General features: G+C 62.2%; 21 protein-coding genes and 1 pseudogene. 17 read left to right on the forward strand and 5 right to left on the reverse strand.

Annotated features, from left to right (window positions below; all coding sequences use genetic code 11):
* Positions 1 to 135: 135 nt before the first annotated feature.
* Complete coding sequence (locus NKL04_RS07650) at positions 136 to 603, forward strand: DUF1203 domain-containing protein (RefSeq protein ID WP_023701754.1); 468 nt, start codon at positions 136 to 138, stop codon at positions 601 to 603.
* Positions 604 to 990: 387 nt separating this feature from the next.
* On the opposite strand, the gene ald is transcribed toward NKL04_RS07650, so the two are convergent.
* The gene (gene ald, locus NKL04_RS07655; protein WP_352723471.1) at positions 991 to 2,106 is read right to left on the reverse strand and encodes an alanine dehydrogenase; all 1,116 of its coding nucleotides are present in this window, start codon (positions 2,104 to 2,106) and stop codon (positions 991 to 993) included.
* Positions 2,107 to 2,261: 155 nt separating this feature from the next.
* On the opposite strand from ald, the gene NKL04_RS07660 reads away from it, so the two are divergent.
* The gene (locus tag NKL04_RS07660; RefSeq protein ID WP_023668897.1) at positions 2,262 to 2,735 is read left to right on the forward strand and encodes an Lrp/AsnC family transcriptional regulator; all 474 of its coding nucleotides are present in this window, start codon (positions 2,262 to 2,264) and stop codon (positions 2,733 to 2,735) included.
* On the opposite strand, the gene NKL04_RS07665 is transcribed toward NKL04_RS07660, so the two are convergent.
* Entirely contained in the window at positions 2,732 to 3,397 is a 666-nt protein-coding gene (locus NKL04_RS07665) for a 5-formyltetrahydrofolate cyclo-ligase (protein ID WP_023701752.1), read from the reverse strand. The two genes, NKL04_RS07660 and NKL04_RS07665, sit on opposite strands and share 4 nt — an antisense overlap.
* A 181-nt stretch (positions 3,398 to 3,578) precedes the next feature.
* Between NKL04_RS07665 and NKL04_RS07670 the strand changes: the two genes are divergently transcribed.
* Positions 3,579 to 4,844 (forward strand): NAD(P)/FAD-dependent oxidoreductase, encoded by a 1,266-nt coding sequence (locus NKL04_RS07670; protein WP_023701751.1) that lies wholly within the window; start codon positions 3,579 to 3,581, stop codon positions 4,842 to 4,844.
* Positions 4,845 to 4,985: 141 nt separating this feature from the next.
* Complete coding sequence (locus NKL04_RS07675) at positions 4,986 to 6,965, forward strand: bifunctional 2',3'-cyclic-nucleotide 2'-phosphodiesterase/3'-nucleotidase (protein WP_023701750.1); 1,980 nt, start codon at positions 4,986 to 4,988, stop codon at positions 6,963 to 6,965.
* A 61-nt stretch (positions 6,966 to 7,026) separates the two neighbouring features.
* Here NKL04_RS07675 and NKL04_RS07680 read toward each other — a convergent pair whose 3' ends face one another.
* Positions 7,027 to 8,277: an SAM-dependent methyltransferase gene (locus NKL04_RS07680; protein WP_023701749.1), complete on the reverse strand. Its 1,251-nt coding sequence runs from the start codon at positions 8,275 to 8,277 to the stop codon at positions 7,027 to 7,029.
* 259 nt (positions 8,278 to 8,536) lie between these two features.
* Here NKL04_RS07680 and NKL04_RS07685 point away from each other — a divergent pair, with 259 nt between their 5' ends.
* The 6 genes from NKL04_RS07685 (at position 8,537) to NKL04_RS07710 (ending at position 11,629) form a co-directional block, all read left to right on the forward strand.
* Complete coding sequence (locus tag NKL04_RS07685; protein WP_023668905.1) at positions 8,537 to 8,671, forward strand: hypothetical protein; 135 nt, start codon at positions 8,537 to 8,539, stop codon at positions 8,669 to 8,671.
* Between the two features lie 114 nt (positions 8,672 to 8,785).
* Positions 8,786 to 9,076, forward strand: coding sequence for a Dabb family protein (locus NKL04_RS07690; RefSeq protein ID WP_023701748.1), 291 nt, complete (start codon positions 8,786 to 8,788; stop codon positions 9,074 to 9,076).
* Positions 9,077 to 9,131: 55 nt separating this feature from the next.
* On the forward strand, positions 9,132 to 10,004 hold the full coding sequence (locus tag NKL04_RS07695) for a VOC family protein (protein ID WP_023701747.1): 873 nt from the start codon (positions 9,132 to 9,134) through the stop codon (positions 10,002 to 10,004).
* On the forward strand, positions 10,001 to 10,879 hold the full coding sequence (gene kdsA, locus NKL04_RS07700; RefSeq protein ID WP_023706540.1) for a 3-deoxy-8-phosphooctulonate synthase: 879 nt from the start codon (positions 10,001 to 10,003) through the stop codon (positions 10,877 to 10,879). Before NKL04_RS07695 ends, kdsA begins: the two co-directional genes overlap by 4 nt.
* Before the next feature lie 97 nt (positions 10,880 to 10,976).
* Entirely contained in the window at positions 10,977 to 11,180 is a 204-nt protein-coding gene (locus NKL04_RS07705) for a dodecin family protein (protein ID WP_023668908.1), read from the forward strand.
* An 83-nt stretch (positions 11,181 to 11,263) separates the two neighbouring features.
* Positions 11,264 to 11,629 carry a PRC-barrel domain-containing protein gene (locus tag NKL04_RS07710; protein ID WP_023668909.1) on the forward strand — a complete coding sequence of 122 codons (366 nt, stop codon included), beginning with the start codon at positions 11,264 to 11,266 and terminating at the stop codon, positions 11,627 to 11,629.
* 82 nt (positions 11,630 to 11,711) lie between these two features.
* Here the strand turns inward: NKL04_RS07710 and NKL04_RS07715 are convergent, their stop codons facing one another.
* Positions 11,712 to 11,834, reverse strand: coding sequence for a hypothetical protein (locus tag NKL04_RS07715; protein ID WP_023682563.1), 123 nt, complete (start codon positions 11,832 to 11,834; stop codon positions 11,712 to 11,714).
* Between the two features lie 109 nt (positions 11,835 to 11,943).
* Positions 11,944 to 13,434: a glycoside hydrolase family 19 protein gene (locus NKL04_RS07720; protein WP_198029319.1), complete on the reverse strand. Its 1,491-nt coding sequence runs from the start codon at positions 13,432 to 13,434 to the stop codon at positions 11,944 to 11,946.
* 186 nt (positions 13,435 to 13,620) lie between these two features.
* Here NKL04_RS07720 and eno point away from each other — a divergent pair, with 186 nt between their 5' ends.
* The 7 genes and pseudogenes from eno (at position 13,621) to NKL04_RS07755 (ending at position 20,547) form a co-directional block, all read left to right on the forward strand.
* On the forward strand, positions 13,621 to 14,895 hold the full coding sequence (gene eno, locus NKL04_RS07725; RefSeq protein ID WP_023701745.1) for a phosphopyruvate hydratase: 1,275 nt from the start codon (positions 13,621 to 13,623) through the stop codon (positions 14,893 to 14,895).
* Positions 14,896 to 15,033: 138 nt separating this feature from the next.
* Positions 15,034 to 15,357 (forward strand): FtsB family cell division protein, encoded by a 324-nt coding sequence (locus NKL04_RS07730; protein ID WP_023682560.1) that lies wholly within the window; start codon positions 15,034 to 15,036, stop codon positions 15,355 to 15,357.
* Positions 15,358 to 15,552: 195 nt separating this feature from the next.
* On the forward strand, positions 15,553 to 16,599 hold the full coding sequence (gene pdhA, locus NKL04_RS07735; RefSeq protein ID WP_023682559.1) for a pyruvate dehydrogenase (acetyl-transferring) E1 component subunit alpha: 1,047 nt from the start codon (positions 15,553 to 15,555) through the stop codon (positions 16,597 to 16,599).
* Between the two features lie 15 nt (positions 16,600 to 16,614).
* Positions 16,615 to 18,036 carry a pyruvate dehydrogenase complex E1 component subunit beta gene (locus NKL04_RS07740; RefSeq protein WP_023691277.1) on the forward strand — a complete coding sequence of 474 codons (1,422 nt, stop codon included), beginning with the start codon at positions 16,615 to 16,617 and terminating at the stop codon, positions 18,034 to 18,036.
* Positions 18,037 to 18,054: 18 nt separating this feature from the next.
* A complete protein-coding gene (locus NKL04_RS07745; protein WP_352723474.1) occupies positions 18,055 to 19,476 on the forward strand; it encodes a pyruvate dehydrogenase complex dihydrolipoamide acetyltransferase in 1,422 nt (473 codons plus the stop codon).
* A 14-nt stretch (positions 19,477 to 19,490) separates the two neighbouring features.
* A complete protein-coding gene (locus NKL04_RS07750; protein ID WP_023701743.1) occupies positions 19,491 to 19,910 on the forward strand; it encodes a hypothetical protein in 420 nt (139 codons plus the stop codon).
* A pseudogene (locus NKL04_RS07755) lies at positions 19,907 to 20,547 on the forward strand (SGNH/GDSL hydrolase family protein). Before NKL04_RS07750 ends, NKL04_RS07755 begins: the two are co-directional and overlap by 4 nt.
* Positions 20,548 to 20,550: the final 3 nt, after the last annotated feature.

Genomic DNA, 20,550 nt, shown 5'->3' on the forward strand with positions numbered 1-20,550 from the left:
CCATGCAGATTCATCGAGATTTCGATAGCGCCGGCTGATGATACCCAATTGACGCTTCGATACTTGGCAGGAATCGGGTGGGAAGCATCGGCATGGATGCATAATTTCTGGTCAACGACACCGGAGATTTCTGCCATGACCATTCAGTTCAAAGCCTTGCCAACCCAGGAGGTCAGAGCCCTGCAGTTTGGAGGCCCGGATGCCTACGGCCACACGCCCGAGCGAAAGATTTCCGACGGCGACGGCATCCCTTGCCGGCACTGTCTGAAGAACATCGCCGCGGGCGACGTCTATCTCGTTCTGGCCTATCGCCCATTCCCGGATCTGCAGCCTTACGCTGAAACTGGTCCGATCTTCCTGCATGCGGAAGAATGCGAACGCGCCGCCGAGACCGAGCAGCTGCCAGAGGTGTTCGAAAGCCCCGACTACATCGTGCGTGGCTATGACGGGGATAATCGCATCGTCTACGGCAGTGGCGGCGTCATCGTGACCTCAGCAATCACGGCGCGGGCCGAAACCCTGCTCGAACGCGACGATATCGCCTACGTCCATGTCCGCTCGGCACGCAACAATTGTTATCAGTGCCGAATCGAACGTGCCTGACAAAAAAATGCCCGCCGTTGGTCTGGCGGGCAGTTGGGAACCGTGTGACGGCTCGATCCGTCAAGTTGGCACCCCTGTCTGTGCAGGTTTTTCGGATGGCTGATGTGAAACGCTTCACACAGCGCCGCGACTATCGCCGGCACACGGTGGCGCGCCGACTGGCGGCGAACTGTCGTACTGCCGTCGCATTCATACGTTCAAAGGTGAGTGTCGATGGGTTGCCGACCGCGGATGAACCGGCGGGGATCTCGATATCGAGGAAGCGGGGCTTTGGCTCCGCTTTTTGTTGCCGGTGTTTTGCCCGCAAGAAAAAACCCACCGGGATGAGCCGGCGGGCTGACGGGAGCAAGTCTTCCCAATTTAGGTGAGATCAGGATTTAGGTCTGGTCAGGCAGCCAGAACCACTTTCGGTTCGACCAGCTCATAGCCGAGTGCTTCGGCGACGGCGCGATTGGTGATCTTGCCCCTGTGGACATTGAGGCCGTTGCGCAAATGGTGGTCGTCGACCAGCGCCTTCAGGCCCTTGTCGGCCAGCTGCAGGCCATAATGCAGCGTCGCGTTGTTGAGCGCGTGCGCCGAGGTCACCGGCACGGCGCCCGGCATGTTGGCGACGCAGTAATGGATCACGCCGTCGACCTCATAGGTCGGCTCGGCATGGGTGGTGGCGTGCGAAGTCTCGAAGCAGCCGCCCTGGTCGATAGCGACGTCGACCAGCACCGAGCCTTTCTTCATGCCCGACAGCATTTCGCGGGTCACCAGCTTGGGTGCAGCAGCACCCGGGATGAGCACGGCGCCGACGACGATGTCGGCCGAGAAGCATTCTTCCTCAAGCGCCTCGACTGTGGAGTAGCGGGTGTGGACGCGGCCGGTAAAGAGGTCGTCCAGCTGGCGCAGGCGCGGGATCGAGCGGTCGATGATGGTGACGTCGGCGCCGAGGCCGACCGCCATGCGGGCGGCATGCAGGCCGACGACGCCGCCGCCGAGCACCGTGACCTTGCCGGGCAGTACGCCGGGCACGCCGCCGAGCAGCACGCCGCGGCCACCATTGGCCTTCTGCAGCGCGGTCGCGCCGGCCTGGATCGACAGGCGGCCGGCAACTTCCGACATCGGCGCCAAGAGCGGCAGGCCGCCGCGGTCGTCGGTTACGGTCTCATAGGCGATTGCGGTGACGCCGGACGCGAGCAGGCCCTTGGTCTGCTCCGGATCCGGGGCCAGGTGCAGATAGGCGTAGAGGATCTGGCCGTCGCGCAGCTGCGCCCATTCGTTGGGCTGCGGCTCCTTGACCTTGACGATCATGTCGGACTTGGCGAACACGTCGGCGGCGGTCCTGGCGATGGTGGCGCCGGCGGCGCGGTAGGCATTGTCATCGGCGCCGATGCCGGCGCCGGCGCCGCTTTCGACCAGCACTTCATGACCATGCGCGACATATTCGCGGACGGAGCCCGGCGTCAGGCCGACGCGGTATTCGTGGTTCTTGATTTCCTTGGGGCAGCCGACGCGCATATTTCTCTCCTGATCCGGCCCTTTGGGCTCGTTCCCTGTATCAACCGAGTGAACCACGAATCGTTGCGCAGGTGTTTGCGAATGCGCTTGCGCGGGGTCACGCGTTTCGATAATCGTTGCGCGAAATCAAGGAAATTTCGCAGGAATCACGAGAAATGCCGCTCGACAGGATCGATATCGCCATTCTCGAGGCTCTGCAGAAGGATGGGCGCATACCCAATGCGGCGCTCGCCGAAAGGGTCGGCCTGTCGCAGTCGGCCTGTTCGCGCCGGCTCGACAATCTGGAGAAATCCGGCACCATCCGCGGCTATCACGCCCGGCTTTCGAATGCCGCGCTCGGCCACCAGATGACGGCGATCGTGCACATATCGCTGTCGGGGCAATTCGAAAAGACGCTGTCGGATTTCGAGGCGGCGATCAAGCGCTGCCCCAATGTGCTGTCGTGCCACCTGATGTCGGGCGAATACGACTATATCCTGCGCATCGCCGCCAAGGATCTGGTCGACTATGAGCGCATCCACAAGGAGTGGCTATCGGCGATGCCGCATGTGACCAAGATCAATTCGTCGTTTGCCTTGCGCGAGATCGTCGACCGGACCGCCATGGGGATGAAGCCGGAACTGGCCTAGCCCTGAGCAGCCTCGGTCACCAGCCGGTCCATCGGGATGTCGTGCGGCTGCGGGTAAATGGTGGCGATGCGCTGCAGTTCGTAGCCGACGCCGACGACCAATGGCTTGAACGGCATGGCAGCCAGCGTGCGGTCGAAGAAGCCACCGCCATAGCCCAGGCGGTAGTTTCGCGGGTCGATGCCGACGATCGGCGAGATGACGATGTCGGGCAGCACCGGGTCGCCTTCGGCGGGGATAGGGATGTTCCAGACGCCTTTTTCCAGCCGGTCGCCAGGCACATAAGCGCGGAAGATCAGCGGCTGGCCCTTCTCGATGACGACTGGCAGTGCCGTGCGGCCGCCGCGCTGGTTGATCGACGCCATCCACGACCGCAGGTCCGGCTCGCCGCGAAACGGCCAATAGAGGCTGACCATGCGGCCGGCAATGTCGCCGATTGCCGCGTCGAGCCCTTCGGCGATAGCCCGCGACATCGCCACCCGCGCATCGGCGGAAACCGCCAACCGTGCCGCGATCAGACGCTCGCGCTCGGCCTTGCGCCAACGGCGCACATCGGTCCAGTCGGTCAATGGCGCGCGAAATTCCGGATCGAGTTCGTGCATGAAGCAAGGCGGCGAAGAATATTGCGCCCGCCCTTTGCGATCTTTGTCATCGTCGTTGGCCATGCTTCACTCCCGTGGTTCCAGCCCCTGCAAGGCTATACCCGTCCAGGCTTGCCGACATAGGCATTCGCGACATCCGGCGACGAGTCCTGGGCAGCCTTACGCGCGGCAGTCTAGCGCGCCGCGACATTGTTGCGGTGCACAAAAATCACTAGATAAAGAGAGACAAACAGGGGTGAATGCGATGAGTGAAACCAGCCATCATGTCGTTGTCGTCGGCGCAGGGTTCGGCGGTCTCGAACTCACCCGGGCGCTGGCCGGCGCACCCGTGCGCATCACCATGATCGACAAGCGCAACCATCACCTTTTCCAGCCGCTGCTCTACCAGGTGGCGACCACCTCGCTGGCGACCTCGGAAGTTGCCTGGCCGATCCGTCATCTGCTGCGCAAGCGCGAGGACGTGACGACCCTGCTCGGCAACGTCACCGGCGTCGACCGCCCAGGCAAACGCGTGCTGCTTGAGGACGGCAGTTCTGTTCCCTACGACACGCTGGTGCTCGCCACCGGCGCGCGTCATGCTTATTTCGGCCACGACGAATGGGAGCCTTTCGCGCCTGGGCTGAAGACGCTTGAAGACGCAACTACCATTCGCCGGCGCATCCTGCTCGCCTTCGAGCAGGCCGAGCGCGAGACCGATCCGGCCACGCGCCAGGCACTGCTGACACTGGTCATCGTCGGCGGCGGCCCGACCGGCGTGGAGCTTGCCGGCACCATTGTCGAACTCGCGCATGAAACGCTGCGCGGCGAATTCCGCAACATCGACACGCGTGAGGCGCGTGTGGTGCTGGTGGAGGCCGGAGACAGGATCCTAGCCAATTTCGCGCCAAAGCTGTCCGACTATGCGCGCAAGGCGCTGGAGCGGCGGGGCGTCACGGTCGAGCTTGGCCGCGCCGTCACGCGCCTCGATGCCGAAGGCGTCGTCTTTGGCGAGACGCATCTGCCGGCGCGAACCATCCTGTGGGCCGCCGGCGTAGCGGCTTCGCCCGCGGGAGAGTGGCTGGGCGCGCCGGTGGACCGGGCGGGCAGGGTAATGGTCGAGCCCGATCTGACCGTGCCGAACAGTCCTGAAATCTTCGTCATCGGAGACACCGCGCATGTCTTGCGGCCGGACGGCAAACCGGTGCCCGGCGTGGCGCCCTCGGCCAAGCAGGAGGGCAAGCATGTTGCCGCGACGATCAGGGCGCGGCTGGCCGGCGATAGCGCGCCGCGCCCTTTCCGCTACAAACATGCCGGCGACCTGGCGACGATCGGCAAGTGGGCAGCCGCGATCGATTTCGGCTCGATCAAGCTCACGGGATGGCTTGCCTGGTGGCTGTGGGGCGTGGCGCATATCTACTTCCTGATCGGTTTTCGCAACCGGCTCTCGGTGTCGCTTAGCTGGCTATGGATCTATTTCACCGGCCAGCGCAGCGCGCGGCTGATCACCCAGGGCGATGATAACAAGGGCTGAGGTTCTCAACCGCGGCCAAGGATATTCATCCAGCCGTCACCTTTAGCTGATCGACTGACTTCCCGATGGACATGGCCGGTTTTCGGCGCGAAGCTTCCGCTCGGGGCTGGGATCTTGTCACGTCGCTGGGAAGGAAAACCAATGCCGCATCTCAATTACCCCGTCTCCCGCCGTAGTTTTCTTGCCGGTACGGCCGCCAGCGGGGCGCTGATCATGCTCCATCCGTTTTCCGCCCGCGCGCAGGCCAATCAGGCGCATCTGAGGATCATGGAGACCACCGACATCCATGTGAATGTGCTGCCTTACGACTACTACGCAGACAAAGCCAACGACACGATGGGCCTGTCACGGACGGCCTCACTGATCGCGGCGGTGCGCAAGGAAGCCACCAATGCGATGCTGATCGACAATGGCGATCTTTTGCAGGGCAATCCGATGGGCGATTACATCGCCTATGAGAAGGGCCTCAAGGAAGGCGATCTGCATCCGATCATGAAGGGCATGAACCTGCTGGGCTATGAGTGCTCGACGCTCGGCAATCACGAGTTCAATTACGGCCTGTCGTTCCTCGACAAGGTGCTGGCCGGAGCCAATTTCCCCTTCGTCTGCGCCAATCTGATCCGCGGCACCGAGCTTGCCGCCAAACCGCGCGGCGACAAGCTCTACCTCAAGCCCTATGTCATCCTCGACAAGAAGATCAAGGACGGGTCGGGCGCCGAGCAGCCGATCAAGATCGGCATCATCGGCTTTGTGCCGCCGCAGATCATGGTCTGGGACCTGAAGAACCTGGAAGGCAATGTCAGGACGCGCGACATCGTCGAGGCGGCCAGGGCATGGGTGCCGCAGATCAAGGAGGAGGGCGCCGACATCGTCATCGCGCTCTCGCATTCCGGCATCGATATCAAGCAGGGCGACGGCATGGAGAACGCCTCCTTCTTCGTCGCCGGCGTCGAAGGCATCGATGCGGTGTTCACCGGCCATCAGCATCTCGTCTTCCCCGGTAAGAAGGATTTTCAGGCGCTCGAAGGCGTCGACACCGAGAAAGGCACGCTGCAGGGCAAGCCCGCCGTGATGGGCGGTTTCTGGGGCTCGCATATGGGACTGATCGATCTGCTTCTGGAACGGGACGGATCGAAATGGCGCGTAGCCTCGGCCACATCGGAGGCAAGGCCGATCTACCAGCGCGTCGACAAGGCAAACAAGCCGACGGTGGCGGACGACCAGCGCGTCGTCGATGCGCTGAAGGCGGACCATGAGGCGACACTTGCCTATGTCCGCCGACCGGTCGGCAAGACCTCGGCGCCGCTCTATTCCTATTTCGCGCTGGTCGCCGACGATCCGTCGGTGCAGATCGTCAACCAGGCGCAGAGTTGGTACCTCAAGGACATATTGAAGAGCACGCAGTGGAAGGATGTGCCGCTGCTGTCGGCGGCAGCACCCTTCAAGGCCGGCGGGCGCAACGGCGCCGACTACTATACCGACGTGCCGGTGGGCGACATCGCCATCAAGAACGTCGCCGACCTCTATCTCTATCCGAACACGGTGCGCGCCGTCGAAATCACCGGCGCGCAAGTGAAGGAATGGCTGGAAATGTCGGCCGGCATTTTCAGGAAGATCGAGCCGGGCAAGGCCGACCAGGCGCTCATCGACACCGAATTCCCGTCCTACAATTTCGATGTGATCGATGGCGTCAGCTACGGAATAGACCTGTCGCAGCTGCCGAAATACGATGCCAAGGGTGGCGTCGCCAATGCCGGCTCGAACCGCATCGTCGGCCTCAGCTTCGACGGCAAGCCTATTGATCCGGCAGCGAAATTCGTCGTCGCCACCAACAATTACCGCGCCGGCGGTGGCGGCAATTTCCCCGACATCAATGCCTCGAAGATCATCTACGAGGCGCCGGACACCAACCGCGACGTGATCGTGCGCTACGTCGTTAGCGAAGGCACGATCAATCCCTTGGCCGACGACAATTGGTCGTTCACGCCGCTGCCCGGCACCAGCGTCGTGTTCGAGACCGGCCCCAAAGCGAAGGATTTTATATCGGGAGTGAAATCGCTCAAGATCGAGCCGGCCGGCGAGGGCGAATCCGGGTTTGCGAAGTATCGCATCCTGCTTTGAGGCAAACGCGCAGGTAACAGGGAAAACGAGCGGGCATACGCCCGCTCAATCACGCTTCGGATCAGGCCTTGTAGACCACCTGGCGCACGTCGATGTAGCTGGCCCTGAAGCCGGCTTCGCAATAGTGGAGATAAAATTCCCAAAGCTTCTTGAAGCGGTCGTCGAAGCCGAGCGGGACGATCTTTTCCCACGACGCCCAGAAGCGGTTGCGCCATTCGGCAAGCGTGCGGGCATAGTCGTCCGGAAAGACGCGCTCGCGCAGATGGGCAAGGCCATGGTCGCTGCCCAGCGTCTTCAGGATCGACGGCGTCGGCAGCATGCCGCCTGGGAAGACATAGCGCTGGATGAAATCCGGCCGCGCCCGATAGGTGTCGTAAGCGGCCTCGTTGATGGTGATGATCTGCAGGCCGGCGGTGCCGCCGGGCCTCAGGCATGCCTTCATCTTGCCGAAAAATACCGGCCAATATTTTTCGCCGACCGCCTCGAACATCTCGATCGAGGCGATGCGGTCGTAAGTGCCCGTTTCGTCTCGGTAATCCTGCAGCTTGATGTCGACCTTGTCAGACAGTCCCGCCTTCTGGATGCGCGCCTTGGCGAAATCGTGCTGTTCGCGGCTGATGGTCAGGCCGGTGACGCGGCAGCCGATCTCGCGCGCGGCAAATTCAGCAAAACCGCCCCAGCCGCAGCCGATCTCGAGCACATGGTCCTTCGTGCCGATGCCGGTATCCTTGGCAAGCGCGCGGTATTTGGCGGCCTGAGCGCTTTCCAGGTCGTTGGCGCCGGTCGCATAGAGCGCCGACGAATAGGTCATGCTGGGATCGAGCCATTGCTTGTAGAAGGCGTTGCCGAGATCGTAATGCGCCGAGATGTTGCGCTTCGAGCCGGTGCGGGTGTTTTCGTTGAACCAGTGGCGGATGCGCTGGACCGTGTTGATGAGCCAGTTGGCGCCGCCGGCAATGCGTTCCCCAACGGCCGAGTTGACGACGAACAGTTCGAGGAAGCTGGTTACATCAGGGCTTTCCCAGTCGCCGTCCATGTAGGATTCGGCAACGCCGATGGTGCCGCCGGAAAAGGCACGGCCGGGCAGGCGCCAGTTCTTCAACACCAGCTCGGCATCCGGCCCGGGTCCGTTGCCGCCGACAAGCACCGCCCGGCCATCCGGCATCCTCACCTTCAGCGAACCGCGCGGCAATTTCATCGCCGCCGACAGCACCATGCGCGCCTTGGCCGGCAGGCCCTTGACGATCTCGGCGAAATTGAGTTCGTCCAGCCTGATGGCGTCGCCGATGCCTTTGTATTCCCTGACAGCCATCTCACACCCCCCTGGACTTCCGCGGGGGCGGCGCAAGATCTGCCGGCCTCCACATCCTCCACTTTCATTCGCCAGGCGCGAACGCCGTAGCCTGCTTAAATTTTCGCCACAATCTTCCACCGCATCGACCGGAACTTCAAGAGGCAAGCCGTGCCCGGCACTGGCCCAGGTGGCGTGCCTGGGGCCAGAATCGGTGAGGGCGAGCGACCGCCGGTGAAATCGCTGTGGTTAGGAACAGCCACATACGTTAGTTTCAGCCATGCGTTACGTCATCGTCATCACCGCCATCGCCTTTTTCCTGATCTGGGATGGCCTCTACAATCAGGGCCGCTATCTCGACACGACGGTCAGGGAGATGTCGCGCGTCGTGCGCTACGTCACCGGCAAAGCCTAGCTTTTTGCGCCTCTGCAAAGTCGCCTGCCGGCATTGCCGGGCGCGACATCGTGGCGGTTGACGCGACGGTCCCGCTCACACAAAACATGCCGCAAATCGAACGTGGAGGCAGGCGTGATCCGGCATATCGTTTTCTTCAGCGCGCGGCGCAAGGACGATGTCGAGGCCGTGCGCACGGGCTTGCTCACACTGGGCAAGATCCCGCATTCAAGCCTCTTCGAGGTGACGCTCAACACCAAGGTCGATCCGCTGTCGGATGCGATCGACGTGGTCGTCTATGCCGAGTTCGAGGATGAGGCCGCGCTTGCCGCATACAAGGCGCACCCGCTCTATGCCGAGACGACCAGCCGAGTCAAACCCTTGCGCGAATTGCGCTATTCGGCCGATATCGTGGCGACGGCCTGATCGGGCCGGCAAGAGGCCTTGAACCAATTTCGGGAATGATGCACACCGCGCCGGCATGACCAGCACGACCCATCCGCTTGACCATCTGGTGCTGCCGACGGCGAGCCTCGCCGTGGCGCGGGCGCGGCTGACATCGCTTGGCTTCATCGTCGCGCCAACCGGCATTCATCCCTTCGGCACCGAAAATTGCTGCGTCTTCCTTGCCGACGGCACCTATCTCGAACCGCTGGCGGTTGGGAATGAACAGGTGGCAGCGAGTGCGATCGCCGGCGGCAATGTCTTTGTCGCCCGCGACCGGCTCTATCGCGCCAGCCTGGGCGATGAGGGCTTTTCCGCCGTGGTGCTGGCCACCGATGATGCCGATGCGGATCATGCGCGCTATGTCTCGGCCGGTCTGTCGGCGGGGGACGTGCTGAGCTTTTCCCGCGCCTTCACCGACACGGCCGGAAAGAGCGACATGGCCTCGTTCAAACTGGCTTTCGCCGCCGGCGCCGAGACGATGGACGCCTTTCTGTTCGCTTGCGAGCGGATCAACGCCCCTCAAATCGACCGTACGGCGCTGCACGCTCATGCCAATGGCGTGACCGGCATTGCCGAAGTCGTTGCGGTCAGCGATGTGCCTTCCACACAGATCAGCCTGATCTCGACAGTGGTTGGCTCGGAGCAGCAGAGCAGCGCGGTCTTCGACCTGCCGAATGCGCGTCTGACCGTTCTGGATCCTGCGGCTTTCACCGCGCGCTTCGACATTCCGGCCGGTGCGCCGACAAGAGTTCGCTTCGCCGCGATTGTCTTTTCAGTCCGCAGTGTCGGCGCTGTCGCGAGGCTGCTTGCAGACAACGCCGTCGGGCACGATATAGCGGGCAACGAAATCGTCGTGCAGCCGGCATCCGGACAGGGCGCGGCTTTCATCTTCCGGGAGACCCCATGAGCAAGCCGCAAGGGCCTAATTCGATGGCGCCGAATTCGTCGGTAACCGTCGGCAACGTCGTCTTCGACAATAGCGGGCCCTTGGCGTTGATCGCCGGCCCGTGCCAGTTCGAATCGCGCCAGCACGCTTTCGACATGGCCGGCGCGCTGAAGGAACTGACCGGCAAGCTCGGCATCGGCCTCGTCTACAAGACCAGCTACGACAAGGCCAACCGCACCTCGCTGTCGGCAACGCGCGGCGCCGGCATGGACGCGGCGCTTCCGGTGTTCGACGAGTTGCGCAAGGCGTTTTCGCTTCCCATTCTGACCGATGTCCACACCGAGGAGCAGTGCGCGATCGTAGCGCACCATGTCGATGTGCTGCAGATCCCGGCCTTCCTGTCGCGCCAGACCGACATGCTGGTCGCCGCGGCCAAGACCGGCAAGGTGATCAACGTCAAGAAGGGGCAGTTCCTGGCGCCCTGGGACATGAAGAACGTGGTGGCCAAGATCACCGGCTCCGGCAACCCCAATGTGCTGACCACCGAGCGCGGCGCTTCCTTCGGCTACAACACGCTGGTGTCGGACATGCGGGCTTTGCCCGTGATGGCCGAGATCGGCGCGCCGGTGATTTTCGACGCCACCCATTCGGTGCAGCAGCCGGGCGGGCAGGGCGGTTCCTCCGGTGGCGAGCGCCGCTTTGTCGAGACGCTGGCGCGGGCTGCCGTTGCCGTCGGCGTCGCCGGCGTGTTCATAGAGACCCACCAGGATCCCGACAATTCGACCTCCTCCGACGGGCCCAACATGCTGCCGCTGAAGGACATGCCGGCGCTGCTCGAAAGACTGATGGCATTCGACCGCATCGCCAAGAATGCTGCTGACCTGAACCGAGGCTGATGGTTTCGGCTATGGCGCGCGCGCTGCCCTGCTTGTGGAAGGCATAAGCCGGCTGTAGGCTCGCTGCTGCAAATGAGCGTCTTGGCAGGAGGAAGCCATGTCCGTCGCCCGCGTCACCGAAATCACGTCGTCGTCGAAAAAGAGCTTTCAGGACGCCATCGAGAAGGGGATTGAGCGCGCCTCAAAGACCCTGAAGAACGTCGAAGGCGCCTGGATCCAGGACCAGAAGATCGTCGTCGAGGACGGCAGGATCGCGGCCTATCGTGTCAACATGAAGGTGACGTTCATCCTCGCGGAGTAACCGCCCGCCGCTCGAAAAACGGGAACTTTCGCCCGCGCACCTCATTGTCAAAGTATCGATCAACGACATGAGGAGCAGCAGCCATGACCACCCAGACAGGCCACACCGAAGCCATCGCCGCTTCGCGCGTCATCGGCACGTCGGTCTACAACACCGAAGGCACGAGCATCGGCAGCATCGAGGACATCATGCTCGACAAGACGTCGAACGGCATCATGTTCGCGGTGATCGGGTTCGGTGGATTTCTCGGCATTGGCGAGAAGTATCACGCCATTCCGTGGGCGAGCCTCGACTATGACGAGGACAAGGGCGGCTATGTCGTGCCGTTCTCGAAGGAGCAGCTGAAGGCAGCACCCGCCTATTCGATCAATGAACTGGCCGGCGCCGATGGCGAGGCCGCACGTGACGCTTCCTATGATTACTACAAGGTCACGCCGTATTGGCATTGATCAGCTGCGCTGACGCCTGACGTGAAAAGGCCCCCGAATTCCGAAACGGGGGCCTTTTCAGTGCAACCCGACAGTTTCTAAATTATTCTGCTGCATGAAGCGTGGACAGCTGCGTCGCCGCCCTGGGCGGCTGCTGCGTATCGCAGGACGTCAGGAACGCCGCCGCGATCAGGAACAAACTCACGATACCGCTCAACTCGGACATGGCGAAACTCCTCCTGTTTCGCCCCGCGCATCACCATCCTAGTCGACACAGAGATTGTTATCTCTGAATTATGATGACGTGGTGTTGTCGAACGTGATCCGAGGCATGCTCAGCCGAGGAGTCCGGCATTCTTCACCGCCTTGAAAATCTTTTCGTGCCAGGCGATCCGATCCGCTTCGCCATTGGCCTGCGTGGCGGAATTGGCGTTGCCGACGTTGATCGCGCGCGAGATCTTTTTGATCAGGCCGGCATCGGCAAAGGCATTGCAGCCTGACCCTTTCCATTCGGCGCAAGCTGCGAGCAGCGAAGTCTGCGGATCCTCGATCAGTTCAGGATGATTGGCGAGGTCAACCTTGGCGAGCTTGCCCTTGGCCGTGTACGCGTCGCGCCCGGTGGTCTGGAACGTGCCGCCGCCGCGGAAATTGAAGCCGTCCAACGTTCCTTTCACATTGCCCATGCGGCCGCCATAGGCCCAGTCGCCCAGGGCTTGCGGCTTGCGCAGCAGGTTGTCCTTGATCCACTGATCCGTCTTGCCCGCGGCTCGCGACCTCCATGCGTTCCGGATTGCCGCCACGGTCGTGTAGGTCAGGGATTCGCGAATGAGGGTGAAGCCACCGGTTTCCATCGCCGCTTGAGCGAAGAAATGCATCAGCCGATCATAGTTGTTGCACACGCCATGATGGCCAAGTGTCTTGAGGCCTTTGTCGGAGGTAAAGGCGCCGATGTAACCGTCATAGATTGTTCGCTTGGAACCGCTTGCCGGTCTCGGCGCGAATTTCTGGAAGACCGCTGCTGGCAAACCCTTGTTCGGATCGCCCGCAACGGCTTCGAGCACGCTCTCGACACTCTCGGTCGAGAGCACCGGCTCGCCTTCGACGACCACCGAAGCATTGGGAATTCGCTTGCCGTTGCTTTTCGGGAAGCCACCGCCGGCAAAGGTTTTCAGATCGTCGATGAGGGCGATTACGCGTGTCCGGCTCTCCGTGAAATCCATGTCGGAAAGCGGACCGCTCACCTTCTTCGTCGGATTGATGCACCCGACGCTGGACAGGAAATTGACGCCCGGATGGATCAGGATTTCGGTGCGCTTGTTGGTCTTCAGCAGTTCGAGTCCAGGTTTGGGTGGCGTCTTGCCGCCAGTGTAGCCGATGGTCACATATTTGCCTCCGGCCTGCGTCGCCAGTGGATAGGTTCCGGGCTCGATGCGCCTGCCATTGTCTTCTTTGGAATTGTCGCCTGGGCCGCGAGATTCACACACGAACCCCGATAGACCCGTTACTGCCGTGCCGTTGTGAAAGACTTTATAGGTACCAACTGTCCTGCGTCTGGTGCCCCTCGTATGCTCGACTTGGCGACTAATAAGAAGTTCCCAGCCAGTACCTGAAATCGCTGCCATTGCCGCCTCCCCAAAGAGTTCAAGTTTGTTGATTTCACTGTGGTCGCCAAATAGTTCGCGTTGTAGATGTGACCCTAACATCTTCGAATTCTCTGCATTGTGAAGTTTGTCACGTTGGCGGTAGCCTCTTTTGAAGCATCGGGTGGAGTTTGTGTGCCGCCTGGTTTCGTGACAAAGGCATTGCCGCAGGGGCGGGGCACCCACCCCATGCCGCGCCAGACATATGACGTCAGGGCGGGCTGTTTGCGTTCAGATGGCGTCGCCCATGCCCCACGGCCTGAGCGCATGGGGCGACTGTCACCATTATTTCATGCCATTCCTGATTGCCTTTTGCGGCACTTTGGCTAAGAGGGGCGCGACGCTTTCAATCGATCAATCGGGGACATCGCAATGACCGCCATCATCGACATTGTCGGGCGTGAAATCCTGGACAGCCGTGGAAATCCGACCGTCGAGGTCGACGTCGTCCTCGAAGACGGCTCGATGGGCCGCGCCGCGGTGCCGTCGGGCGCGTCGACCGGCGCGCATGAGGCCGTCGAACTGCGCGACGGTGGCGCCCGCTATCTCGGCAAGGGCGTGCTCAAGGCGGTCGAGGCCGTCAATGGCGAGCTGTTCGAGGCGATCGGCGGCTTGGAAGCCGAAAACCAGATCCACATCGACCAGACCATGATCGAGCTCGACGGCACGCCCAACAAGAGCCGGCTCGGCGCCAACGCCATCCTCGGCGTCTCGCTGGCGGTCGCCAAGGCCGCGGCGGAAGCCGCCGGCCTGCCGCTCTACCGCTATGTCGGCGGCACCAAGGCGCATTTGCTGCCGGTGCCCATGATGAACATCATCAATGGCGGCGCGCATGCCGACAATCCGATCGATTTCCAGGAATTCATGATCCTGCCGGTCGGCGCGCCGACGCTGCGCGAAGGCGTGCGCTGGGGCTCGGAAATCTTCCACACGCTGCGCAAGAAGCTCAAGGATGCCGGCCACAACACCAATGTCGGCGACGAAGGCGGCTTCGCGCCCAATCTGAAGAGTGCGCCGGTGGCGCTCGATTTCATCATGGAATCGATCGAGAAGGCCGGCTTCAAGCCGGGCGAGGAGATCGCGCTTGGTCTCGACTGTGCGGCGACCGAATTCTTCAAGGACGGCAATTACGTCTATGAGGGCGAGAAGAGGACCCGCGATCCCAAGGCGCAGGCCAAGTACCTGGCCAAGCTTGCCGCCGACTATCCGATCATCTCGATCGAGGACGGCCTGGCCGAGGACGACTGGGAGGGCTGGAAGTACCTGACCGACCTGATCGGCAACAAGACGCAGCTGGTTGGCGACGACCTCTTCGTCACCAACACGGCGCGGCTGCGCGACGGCATCCGCATGGGTGTCGCCAATTCGATCCTGGTCAAGGTCAACCAGATCGGCTCGCTTACCGAAACGCTCGACGCTGTCGAGACCGCGCACAAGGCAGGCTACACAGCCGTCATGTCGCACCGTTCGGGCGAAACCGAGGATTCGACCATCGCCGACCTCGCCGTCGCCACCAATTGCGGGCAGATCAAGACCGGTTCGCTGTCGCGCTCGGATCGCATGGCCAAGTACAACCAGCTGATCCGCATCGAGGAAGAGCTCGGCAAGCAGGCGCGCTACGCTGGCAAGTCGGTGGTCAAAGCCTAAATTCTGCCGAACTGGCGAAAACGATGGAAGGGCGGGATTTTCCCGCCCTTTTTCGTTGCGGCCGCTGGCTAATGCACCTGTCCGTAACCGTCCATTAAGCACAATCGAGCGACAAATGGCGGTCAAAGGATTGCGACCATGTGGACACGCCAGCACAAGCAGAGAAACACCGGCCGGCTGATCATCCCGTCGCTTTGCGTGGCGTTCCTGGCCTATTTCGGCTTCCATGCCTATCATGGCGAGTTCGGCATCAATTCCAAATATCAGCTCGAAGCGCAGACCATCGAATTGCAGGCCAAGTACGATGCCATCAAGGCGCGCCGGATCGATCTGGAGCGGCGCGTCCAGCTGATGCATGAGGGCACGCTTGAAAAGGATATGCTCGACGAGCAGGCACGCCGGGCGCTCAATCTGTCCCAGCCCGATGAAATCACCATCATGCTGCCGGCCAATTCGAAATAACCTAATTTCGGTTAATCGCTTTTATTTCCAATGATTCTAGGCGTTTAGATGCATGCCAGCCATGCGTTTTTCTGCATGGCGAAACGCGGTCTCGCATGTTAGCTTCCTTCCAATCGGTGGGGAGGAGCTGATCCTCCCCGGAGCAGACATGGTCTGCTTTAGTGTCCGCAAAGAGACGCCAACAGGGAGTGATGCATGGCCACCGCCGCCAAAAAAGCGCCTGCCAAATCCGTTAAATCGACATCCGCCAAATCAACCGGGCTTTCCGCCCCCAAGCCGGCCGACTTCACCAAGGACGAGGAGCTTGCCGCCTACCGGCACATGCTGCTTATCCGCCGCTTCGAGGAAAAGGCCGGCCAGCTCTACGGCATGGGCTTTATCGGCGGCTTCTGCCACCTCTATATCGGCCAGGAAGCGGTCGTCACCGGCATGAAGATGTCGCTGATCAACGGCGACCAGATGATCACCGCCTATCGCGACCATGGCCACATGCTGGCGATGGAACTGTCACCGCGGGGCGTCATGGCAGAGCTGACCGGACGCCGTGGCGGCCTGTCGAGGGGCAAGGGCGGCTCCATGCACATGTTCTCCAAGGAGAAGCATTTTTACGGCGGCCACGGCATTGTCGGCGCGCAGGTCTCGCTCGGCACCGGTCTCGCCTTCGCCAACCGCTACCGCGACAACAACAATGTGTCGCTGACCTATTTCGGCGATGGCGCTGCCAATCAGGGTCAGGTCTATGAAAGCTTCAACATGGCCTCGCTGTGGAAGCTGCCGGTGATCTACATCATCGAGAACAACCGCTACGCCATGGGCACTTCGGTGTCGCGCTCGTCGGCCGAAACCAATTTTTCGCATCGCGGCGCCTCGTTCAAGATTCCCGGCATTCAGGTCGACGGCATGGATGTGCGTGCGGTCAAATCCGCCGGCGATCAGGCGACCGAATGGTGCCGTGCCGGCAACGGTCCGATCATCCTCGAGATGCAGACCTATCGCTATCGCGGTCACTCGATGTCGGATCCCGCGAAATACCGCTCCAAGGAAGAAGTGCAGAAGATGCGCTCGGATCATGATCCGATCGAGCAGGTCAAGGCGCGGCTGACGGCCAAGAAGTGGGCGACCGAGGACGAGCTCAAGAACATCGACAAGGAAGTCCGCGACATCGTCGCCGACGCCGCCGAATTTGCCCAGCACGACGCAGAGCCGGATCCGTCCGAGCTCTGGACCGACATCGTATTGTAACGGGAGGGCAAGGACATGCCGATCGAAATTCTCATGCCCGCTCTCTCGCCGACCATGGAAGAGGGCAATCTTTCCAAGTGGTTGAAGAACGAGGGCGACAAGGTCGTCGCCGGTGATGTCATCGCCGAGATCGAAACCGACAAGGCGACGATGGAAGTCGAGGCCGTCGATGAAGGCACGATCGGCAAGATCGTGGTTCCCGCCGGCACCGAAGGCGTCAAGGTCAATGCGGTGATCGCCGTGTTGCTGCAGGACGGCGAAAGTGCAGGCGATGTCGAAAAGAGCGGCCAGCCTGCCTCAACCCAGGATGCCGTTTCCGCTGGCGGTCAGCGGACCGATGCAGCCGAGGAAGGCTCAAAGGCGGCTCCCCAGGATGCCGGCGAGGCTCCGAAGGCAGTTCCCGCCGCTCCGGCAGCCAAACCTGCCGCCGATCCGGATATTCCCGCCGGCACCGAGATGATCTCGACCACGGTGCGCGAGGCCTTGCGCGATGCCATGGCCGAGGAAATGCGCCGCGACGGCGATGTCTTCGTCATGGGCGAGGAGGTCGCGGAATACCAGGGCGCCTACAAGATCACGCAAGGCCTGCTGCAGGAATTCGGGCCGCGCCGCGTGGTCGACACGCCGATCACCGAGCATGGCTTTGCCGGCGTCGGCGTCGGTGCGGCAATGGCCGGCCTGAAGCCGATCGTCGAATTCATGACCTTCAACTTCGCCATGCAGGCGATCGACCAGATCATCAACTCCGCGGCCAAGACGCTCTATATGTCGGGCGGCCAGATGGGCGCACCGATCGTGTTCCGCGGACCGAACGGTGCGGCCGCCCGCGTCGGCGCCCAGCATTCGCAGTGCTATGCCGCCTGGTACAGCCATATTCCCGGCCTGAAGGTCGTGATGCCGTACACGGCTGCCGACGCCAAGGGCCTGCTCAAGGCGGCGATCCGCGATCCGAACCCGGTCATCTTCCTTGAAAACGAAATCCTCTACGGCCAGTCCTTCGACGTGCCGAAGCTCGACGATTTCGTGCTGCCGATCGGCAAGGCGCGCATTCACAAGCAGGGCAAGGACGTCACCATCGTCTCGTTCGGCATCGGCATGACCTATGCCATCAAGGCGGAAGCCGAGCTGCGCGGCATGGGCATCGATGCCGAGATCATCGATCTCAGGACCATCCGTCCGCTCGACCTCGACACCGTCATTGCCTCGGTGAAGAAGACCAACCGCTTGATCGTGGTCGAAGAAGGTTTCCCGCAAAGTTCGGTCGGCGACCACATCGCCAACCAGGTTTCGCAGCGCGCCTTCGACTTCCTCGATGCGCCGGTCATCACCATCGCCGGCAAGGACGTGCCGATGCCCTATGCGGCGAACCTCGAAAAGCTGGCCTTGCCCAATGTCGGCGAGGTCATCGAGGCGGTCAAAGCCGTCACGTATCGCTGAGCCGGTCGGGAGGACATCATGCCAATCAACATCACCATGCCGGCGCTGTCGCCCACGATGGAAGAGGGCAATCTTTCCAAATGGCTGGTCAAGGAAGGCGACAAGGTTTCGCCGGGCGACGTGATCGCCGAGATCGAGACCGACAAGGCGACGATGGAAGTCGAGGCCGTCGATGAGGGCACGGTCGCCAAGCTGGTCGTTCCGGCCGGCACCGAAGGCGTGAAGGTCAATGCGCTGATCGCCATTCTCGCCGGCGAAGGCGAGGATGCAGGTGCAGCGGCAAAGGGCGGCGGCGATGCCGCGCCCGCGAAAGCCGATGCCAAACAGGATAAGGCGTCAAACTCCCCACCCGTGGGGGAGATGTCGACGAAGTCGACAGAGGGGGGCGCTGCCCCGCCGACCTCTCAGTCTGTCGCGCCCCCCTCTGGCCTGCCGGCCATCTCCCCCACAAGGGGGGAGATCAGCCAATCGTCAGGCGAGCGCACCTTCGCTTCGCCGCTGGCTCGTCGCATCGCCAAGGATGCAGGCGTCGATGTGTCCGCCGTAACCGGCACCGGCCCGCATGGCCGTGTCGTCAATGCCGATGTCGAGGCGGCGATTGCCGGCGGTGGCGCCAAGGCTGCACCGGCCGCGAAGGCCGCACCTGCCGGCGCTCCGGCACCTGCGGCTCCGGCTGCGGCACCCAAGGCGATGTCGGACGAACAGGTGCTGAAGCTGTTTGCCGAAGGGTCCTATGAGCTCGTCCCGCACGACAATATGCGCAAGACCATTGCGCGCCGCCTGGTCGAGGCCAAGACAACCATCCCGCATTTCTACCTGACGCTCGACTGCGAGCTCGATGCGCTGCTGGCGCTGCGCACACAGATCAATGCGGCTGCTCCGACGAAGAAGACCGACAAGGGCGAGGCTCCCGTCTACAAACTCTCGGTCAACGACATGGTGATCAAGGCGATGGCGATGGCGCTGATGGCGGTGCCGGATGCCAATGCATCGTGGACCGAAAGCGCCATGGTCAAGCACAAGCACGCCGATGTCGGCGTTGCCGTGTCAATCCCCGGCGGCCTGATCACGCCGATCATCCGCCACGCCGACGAAAAGACGCTGTCCACTATCTCCAACGAGATGAAGGATCTGGCGAGCCGTGCCCGCAGCCGCAAGCTGAAGCCTGAGGAATATCAAGGCGGCACGACGGCTGTCTCCAATCTCGGCATGTTCGGCATCAAGGACTTTGCCGCCGTCATCAACCCGCCGCATGCGACGATCCTGGCGGTGGGTGCCGGCGAGCAGCGGCCGGTGGTCAAGAATGGCGAGATCAAAATCGCCAACGTGATGTCGGTGACGCTGTCGACCGATCACCGCGCCGTCGACGGAGCGCTCGGCGCCGAACTTCTGGTCGCCTTCAAGCGCATGATCGAAAATCCGATGGGCATGCTGGTCTAGGAAGGAAAAAGGCTGTGCGGAAATTCGTCACCAGCCTTTTCGCCCTGATCCTTTCCGGCCTGGCCGGCGGGCTGGTGGCGCTGTGGCTGGCAATCGTCACCAATGCGAATTCCGAATACATCCTGGTCTTCATGGTTTCGGCGCTGGTCACCATCGTTGCGACGGTGGCGTTTTTCATCGCGCAGTTCGTGCCAAACCCGCAAAGGGCGATAAACCTGACGGGGCTTGTTGGGATTGCGTTGTTCGTGCTGGCCGGGATCGGGCTGATTGCCTGGACCTTCTCTCAGCCGTCGGGCAAGGCCCAGTGGTCGGGCGATCTCCCCGTTGTCGCCGGTCTGATTTTGCCAAGCATCGCCACGGTTATCGTGCAGTGGCTGTTCGTGGGATGGCGCGTACGGCGCGGGCTTAGGGCGGAGGCGGGTGCGGGTGCATGAAGACGATCCTCTGCTACGGCGATTCCCTGACCTGGGGCTATGACGCGGCGAGCCTCGGGCGCCATGCGCTGGAAGATCGCTGGCCGAGCGTGCTCAAGGCGGCGTTGGGCGACGATGATATCGAAGTCATTGCCGAAGGTCTGAACGGCCGCACCACGGCTTTCGACGATCACCTGGCTGGTGCCGACCGCAATGGCGCCAAGGTGCTGCCGACGATCCTGACCAGCCATGCGCCGCTCGACCTGATCATCGTCATGCTCGGCGCCAACGACATGAAGCCCTGGATCCACGGCAATCCGGTCGCGGCCAAGCAGGGGTGCAGCGGCTGATCGACATCGTGCGCGGCCACGATTATCCGTTCGACTGGGCCGCGCCGCAAATCCTGATCGTCGCGCCACCAGCGGTCAGCCGCACCGACAATGCCGAATTCAAGGAAATGTTTGCCGGCGGCGACGAGGCCTCGAAGCGGCTGGCGCCGCAATATTCCGCGCTCGCCGACGAGGCCGGCTGCGGCTTTTTCGATGCCGGCACGGTGGCCGAGACCACACCGATCGACGGCGTCCATCTCGATGCCGAAAACACGCGAAATATCGGCCAGGCGCTGGCGCCATTGGTGCGCGTGATGCTGGAACTCTAGAGA

Source organism: Mesorhizobium sp. C264A, from assembly GCF_040324515.1.
In the GTDB taxonomy this organism is placed as follows: Bacteria; Pseudomonadota; Alphaproteobacteria; order Rhizobiales; family Rhizobiaceae; genus Mesorhizobium.